A 4,216-nucleotide genomic window follows, 5' to 3' on the forward strand; every position below is an offset into this window, starting at 1 on the left:
GCATGATTTCGAGGCGATGTTCGGACATAGCATTAAGACTGACACTGAGACCATCGGTCAGCGGTGCATCTTCCACTAGTTCAACTGGTTGTGATTTTGTGCGTCCCATTTCAACTCCTTAGCGACTACCAGCCATAACACGCTGGTTAATTTCATTGATACGATCCTGCGCCCGCGCCATTTCGGTACTGTGCGCCATGGCGATTTGTAAGAGCTGGACTCCTGGGGCAAAACGCCCGTTATCCAGTTTCAGGGCCAGTCCTTCTTCGATAAGGGTATTGAGCGCCCGATTGATATTCGCCGGGGACTCGCCCAGAGCTGACGCCAGCTCGCCGTTAGAAACACCGTTCAGAGCGTGACCGCGTAAAGCCTTAAGGACACGCAAAATACGGGTACCTGAGCTTGATGTATTTGGTTTACTCATGACGCCTCCTTGAGGATGCCGGGGGTAACTTCTTTGCCTATTGCGACCGAAAGGTCTCGCAAAATCCGATAAGTCAAACGACCGCGTGGAAGTTCGCTTTTGCCTGCCCAGCGGCTGACAGCCTGGGTGACTGTTCGTGGCTCATAGCCCGCGTTAAGCGCGAACTGGCGCAAGCTACTGCCTCTTTCAACCAGCCGTGCCCGAACTTGTTGTTTGTTCATATGCACCGTGTTCCTGTTGGGTTATGATGTACTCTATTGGGTCTATTGTACGCACCCAGACGGGTATGTCAAATTGAGATATGTTCAAATGAGTATAAAAGAGAGATTGCGCGAAGCGATGGATGCTAAGGGTCTGACAATTAAGGCATTGTCAGACTTGTCAAAAATTCCATATCGCTCACTTCAAAACTATCTGCGTGGAGAGAGAGAACCTAATGCAGAGGCTCTTGTTGCGCTAAGCACCCATTTGAACATATCAATAGATTGGCTACTTACTGGTAAAGGGGAAGCTGTTGGGGTAGAGAAAGCACAGCCAGCTAATCAGGAGCAGCATTTCAACCAGTCTGATCTGAAGTTATTGGAGCTGCTCAACCAACTGGAGCCAGAGGTGCGAAAAGAGTTGCTGCGAGGCGCTGAGGAAAAACAGCGAATGATTGATATGGAAAAACAGCTTAAGGAGCTGTCCGCAGCGTTCGAAAGATTAAAAAATACGGGTTAATCTGTTCCTATTAAGAACATTAGAGGTATAAGGACATGACTATGCGCAAATTATTTTTACCGTTGATATTTGTTTTATCTGGGTGTGGAGATAATACCGATCCTGCTGATACGTCCACCACAGCTAAGGAGCACGCGGTTTTTAGCGTTGAAACAGATAATCCGGTTGTAAATCGCGAATTACCGTTTATTCGCCAACAACTCCCCGGCCTGGATAAGTACGCGGACAGTTTTGAAAAAGTCGAAGTATCCGAGGATAGCGAACGCCCGGTGACAACGGTGCAGTTTCATATTAAAGACGAAAATAATATTCCAAGTGACTATATAGCCTCTGGTCATAATTGTTATTTGTTCATATCAAATAATGCCCACGAAGTGAAAATATCTAAATCAGCATGTCAGGCTGTTTTTTTCGATAAAACGGATGTTCCTGGTGGAGACCTGACCGTGAAACTTGATAAGGAAAAAGTTCCTATGACAGATGATGGTAAGACCCCGCGAGCAGGTTGTTTGAAAGCTTATTCACCAGAGCCAGATAATGATTATTGGACTTGTCCAAGGCAGGATTAAATGTTTAGGTGGTGCTGCAGATGCACCACCACCTTTAACTACCTCTTTCAAAAATTACAAATTACCAGCTCTTTCTTCGGGCTGGGTTTGCCTGTTACCTTAAGGTTGTAGCTGATATCAACCGACTGCATGTTCAGACCGTTGAATACCTGCCGCATTTCCGGGATATCGTTCACTGATATAATCATCTTCCCTTTGATCCTTCGCGCTAAATCTGCCATGTGATCATAGTTTTCCAGCCCGAACTCCACACCATAGCCTTCCGTTCCCCAGTACGGTGGGTCACAGTAGAACAGCGTATGCGGGCGATCATATCGCTCTATGCACTGGTGCCAGTCCAGATGCTCTATCAGCGTTCTCGACAGGCGCAGGTGTGCCATCGACAGTTCTTCCTCAATACGCAGCAAATTGAAGCGCGGCGCACTGGTTGTAGAGGTACCGAATGTGTGATCGGCGACCTTGCCGCCAAATGCCTGTTTCTGCAGGTAGTAGAACCGGGCCGCCCGCTGAATGTCGGTGAGCGTTTCTTCCGGCGTATCCTGCAACCATTTGTAAATCTGACGGCTGACCAGCGCCCATTTGAACTGGCGAATAAATTCTTCCAGATGATGCTTGACCACCCGATAGAGGTTCACCAGTTCCCCGTTGATATCGTTAATGACTTCGGTCTTGCTGGGAGTCTTTAGGAAATAGAGCGCAGCTGCCCCGCAGAACGGCTCCACATAGCAGGTATGGGCCGGAAACAATGGTAAAATATGCTTCGCCAGACGACGTTTACCGCCAATCCATGGGACGATGGGTAAAGATTGTTCTTTCATTATCCGTAAGCCTTTTGCAATCAATGAAAATATGGCAGGCTAGTCTGGTCTCGCGAGACTGACTGAACCCTGGTCGGCTCACAGTGCATACCTGTGGGTTGATGACCAGCCTGGTGTTACCGCACCGGGCTGGTCGTTCTTTCAAAGCCATCATGCGGTTCACGTCTGCATCCTCACTATTAACGCTGTTTAAAATCCCTTTCCCCGACCATTTGTGATGCTGTCTCCACTACACAAGGAGACGCTCATGAAAAACCTGAAAAAATTCATTCCCCCTGTTAAAAAGCCACGTCTCAGCGGCTGGCTGCTGACCGCTGTGCTGCTGCTCGGCACCATCGGTCTGGTATCGCCCCAGCAGCTGCCGGTGGTTGTCTACAAGCTATCACTCATCACGCTGGCGGCAGTATTGGGCTACTGGCTTGACCGTTCGCTTTTCCCCAAAGCCCGTCCCGGTCAGTACCTGAAGCATGATGACAGGCTGATGGCTGATGGTCGCTTCCCTGTCCAGACTGGCCTTCACCTGGTCTTTTCTGCTGCGCTAATCCGCCGTGCGCTGATTGTTGCTGCAGTCTGTCTGGCCGTAGCGATGGGGCTTTAATGATGACCCTCTATATGTACTGGCCTCAGGTTGTCTGGGCCGTGCTGGTACTGCTGGGGCTGGGCATCGAACTGGCCCGCCACGGGCAGGCCCGAACGGGTAAGCACAGTTTCTGGTGGCAGCTCTTTGGTTCAGTAACGGTAGCCTGGCTGCTCTGGTGTGGCGGCTTCTTCAGTCAGGCCCGCGCTGCCCAGCCACCGCAGACCGCGCTGCAGTATCGCGACGATGTGATCCGTAATGCCCGGCTTGAATGGGGAATGTCTGCGCCGGTGGCCGACTTCGCCGCGCAGCTGCATCAGGAAAGCGGCTGGCGACCTGATGCGGTCTCGCCGGTTGGCGCTCAGGGACTGGCGCAGTTTATGCCCACCACCGCTGACTGGATAAGTCAGCTGATGCCGGGGCTTAACAGCCGTGAACCGTTTAATCCGTCTTGGGCCATCCGGGCGCTGGTCAGCTATGACCGCTGGCTGTGGCAACGCGTCAGCGCCGTCAATGACTGCGAGCGTATGGCCATGACGCTGTCAGGCTATAACGGTGGTCTGGGCTGGGTACAGCGGGACAAACGGCTGGCCTCGCAGCAGGGGCTGGACAGCACCCGCTGGTTTGGTCATGTCGCCACGGTGAATGCCGGACGCAGCACTGCCAACTGGCGGGAGAACCGTCATTATCCGCAGCGCATCCTGCACGAACTGGCCCCGCGTTATCTCACCTGGGGAGGCGGCAGCTGTGTGGACTAACCTGCTAAAAAATCTGCCGTGGCGCAGTCTGCTGCTGGCGGTGGTCATAAATGCTTTTCTGATTGGGCTTTATTACCTGGGCTACAAAAGCGGGCATGAAAACGCCACGCGCGACGGCGATAAGGCGGTCAGTGAGTTGCAGTCAGCATTCGACACGTACAAAACGGAGCAGGCAACGCTTGAGAACGCTGCGTTGCGGGCCTGGGCGAAACGGTATCAGGAACAGGTAGCCGCCGGGCAGCAGGCTGAAGCCAGTTACCTTGAGCAGATTGCTCAACTGGAGAGCCAGAACAAACAACTACAGGGGCAAATTAACGATGTCACACAGCGCTGGATTGATGAAAAAGGTA

8 protein-coding genes and 1 pseudogene are annotated in these 4,216 nt (G+C 51.9%); 5 read left to right on the plus strand and 4 right to left on the minus strand.

The annotated features are described in order from the left end of the window. The 3 genes and pseudogenes from QRY16_RS21475 to QRY16_RS21485 form a co-directional block, all read right to left on the minus strand. A pseudogene (locus QRY16_RS21475) lies at positions 1–109 on the minus strand (DUF3102 domain-containing protein); the annotation flags it as partial. Positions 110–118: 9 nt separating this feature from the next. Then, positions 119–424 (minus strand): helix-turn-helix domain-containing protein, encoded by a 306-nt coding sequence (locus tag QRY16_RS21480; RefSeq protein ID WP_000042842.1) that lies wholly within the window; start codon positions 422–424, stop codon positions 119–121. Then, positions 421–645, minus strand: coding sequence for a hypothetical protein (locus QRY16_RS21485; RefSeq protein WP_001041677.1), 225 nt, complete (start codon positions 643–645; stop codon positions 421–423). Before QRY16_RS21485 ends, QRY16_RS21480 begins: the two co-directional genes overlap by 4 nt. Before the next feature lie 88 nt (positions 646–733). Here QRY16_RS21485 and QRY16_RS21490 point away from each other — a divergent pair, with 88 nt between their 5' ends. Further along, complete coding sequence (locus tag QRY16_RS21490; protein WP_021544473.1) at positions 734–1,144, plus strand: helix-turn-helix domain-containing protein; 411 nt, start codon at positions 734–736, stop codon at positions 1,142–1,144. 41 nt (positions 1,145–1,185) lie between these two features. Continuing rightward, a complete protein-coding gene (locus QRY16_RS21495) occupies positions 1,186–1,713 on the plus strand; it encodes a hypothetical protein (protein WP_001228474.1) in 528 nt (175 codons plus the stop codon). A gap of 47 nt (positions 1,714–1,760) precedes the next feature. On the opposite strand, the gene QRY16_RS21500 is transcribed toward QRY16_RS21495, so the two are convergent. Continuing rightward, on the minus strand, positions 1,761–2,531 hold the full coding sequence (locus tag QRY16_RS21500) for a DNA adenine methylase (RefSeq protein ID WP_000664222.1): 771 nt from the start codon (positions 2,529–2,531) through the stop codon (positions 1,761–1,763). Between the two features lie 247 nt (positions 2,532–2,778). Here QRY16_RS21500 and QRY16_RS21505 point away from each other — a divergent pair, with 247 nt between their 5' ends. The 3 genes from QRY16_RS21505 to QRY16_RS21515 form a co-directional block, all read left to right on the plus strand. After that, entirely contained in the window at positions 2,779–3,129 is a 351-nt protein-coding gene (locus QRY16_RS21505) for a putative holin (protein WP_000793140.1), read from the plus strand. Next, entirely contained in the window at positions 3,129–3,866 is a 738-nt protein-coding gene (locus tag QRY16_RS21510; RefSeq protein ID WP_006687274.1) for a transglycosylase SLT domain-containing protein, read from the plus strand. Before QRY16_RS21505 ends, QRY16_RS21510 begins: the two co-directional genes overlap by 1 nt. After that, positions 3,856–4,216: lysis system spanin subunit (locus tag QRY16_RS21515; RefSeq protein ID WP_496201189.1), on the plus strand; the 361-nt coding region annotated here is incomplete at its 3' end. The genes QRY16_RS21510 and QRY16_RS21515, both read left to right, overlap by 11 nt.

Origin of the sequence: Mixta mediterraneensis, assembly GCF_030283135.1 — a bacterium.
GTDB lineage: Bacteria > Pseudomonadota > Gammaproteobacteria > Enterobacterales > Enterobacteriaceae > Pantoea > Pantoea mediterraneensis.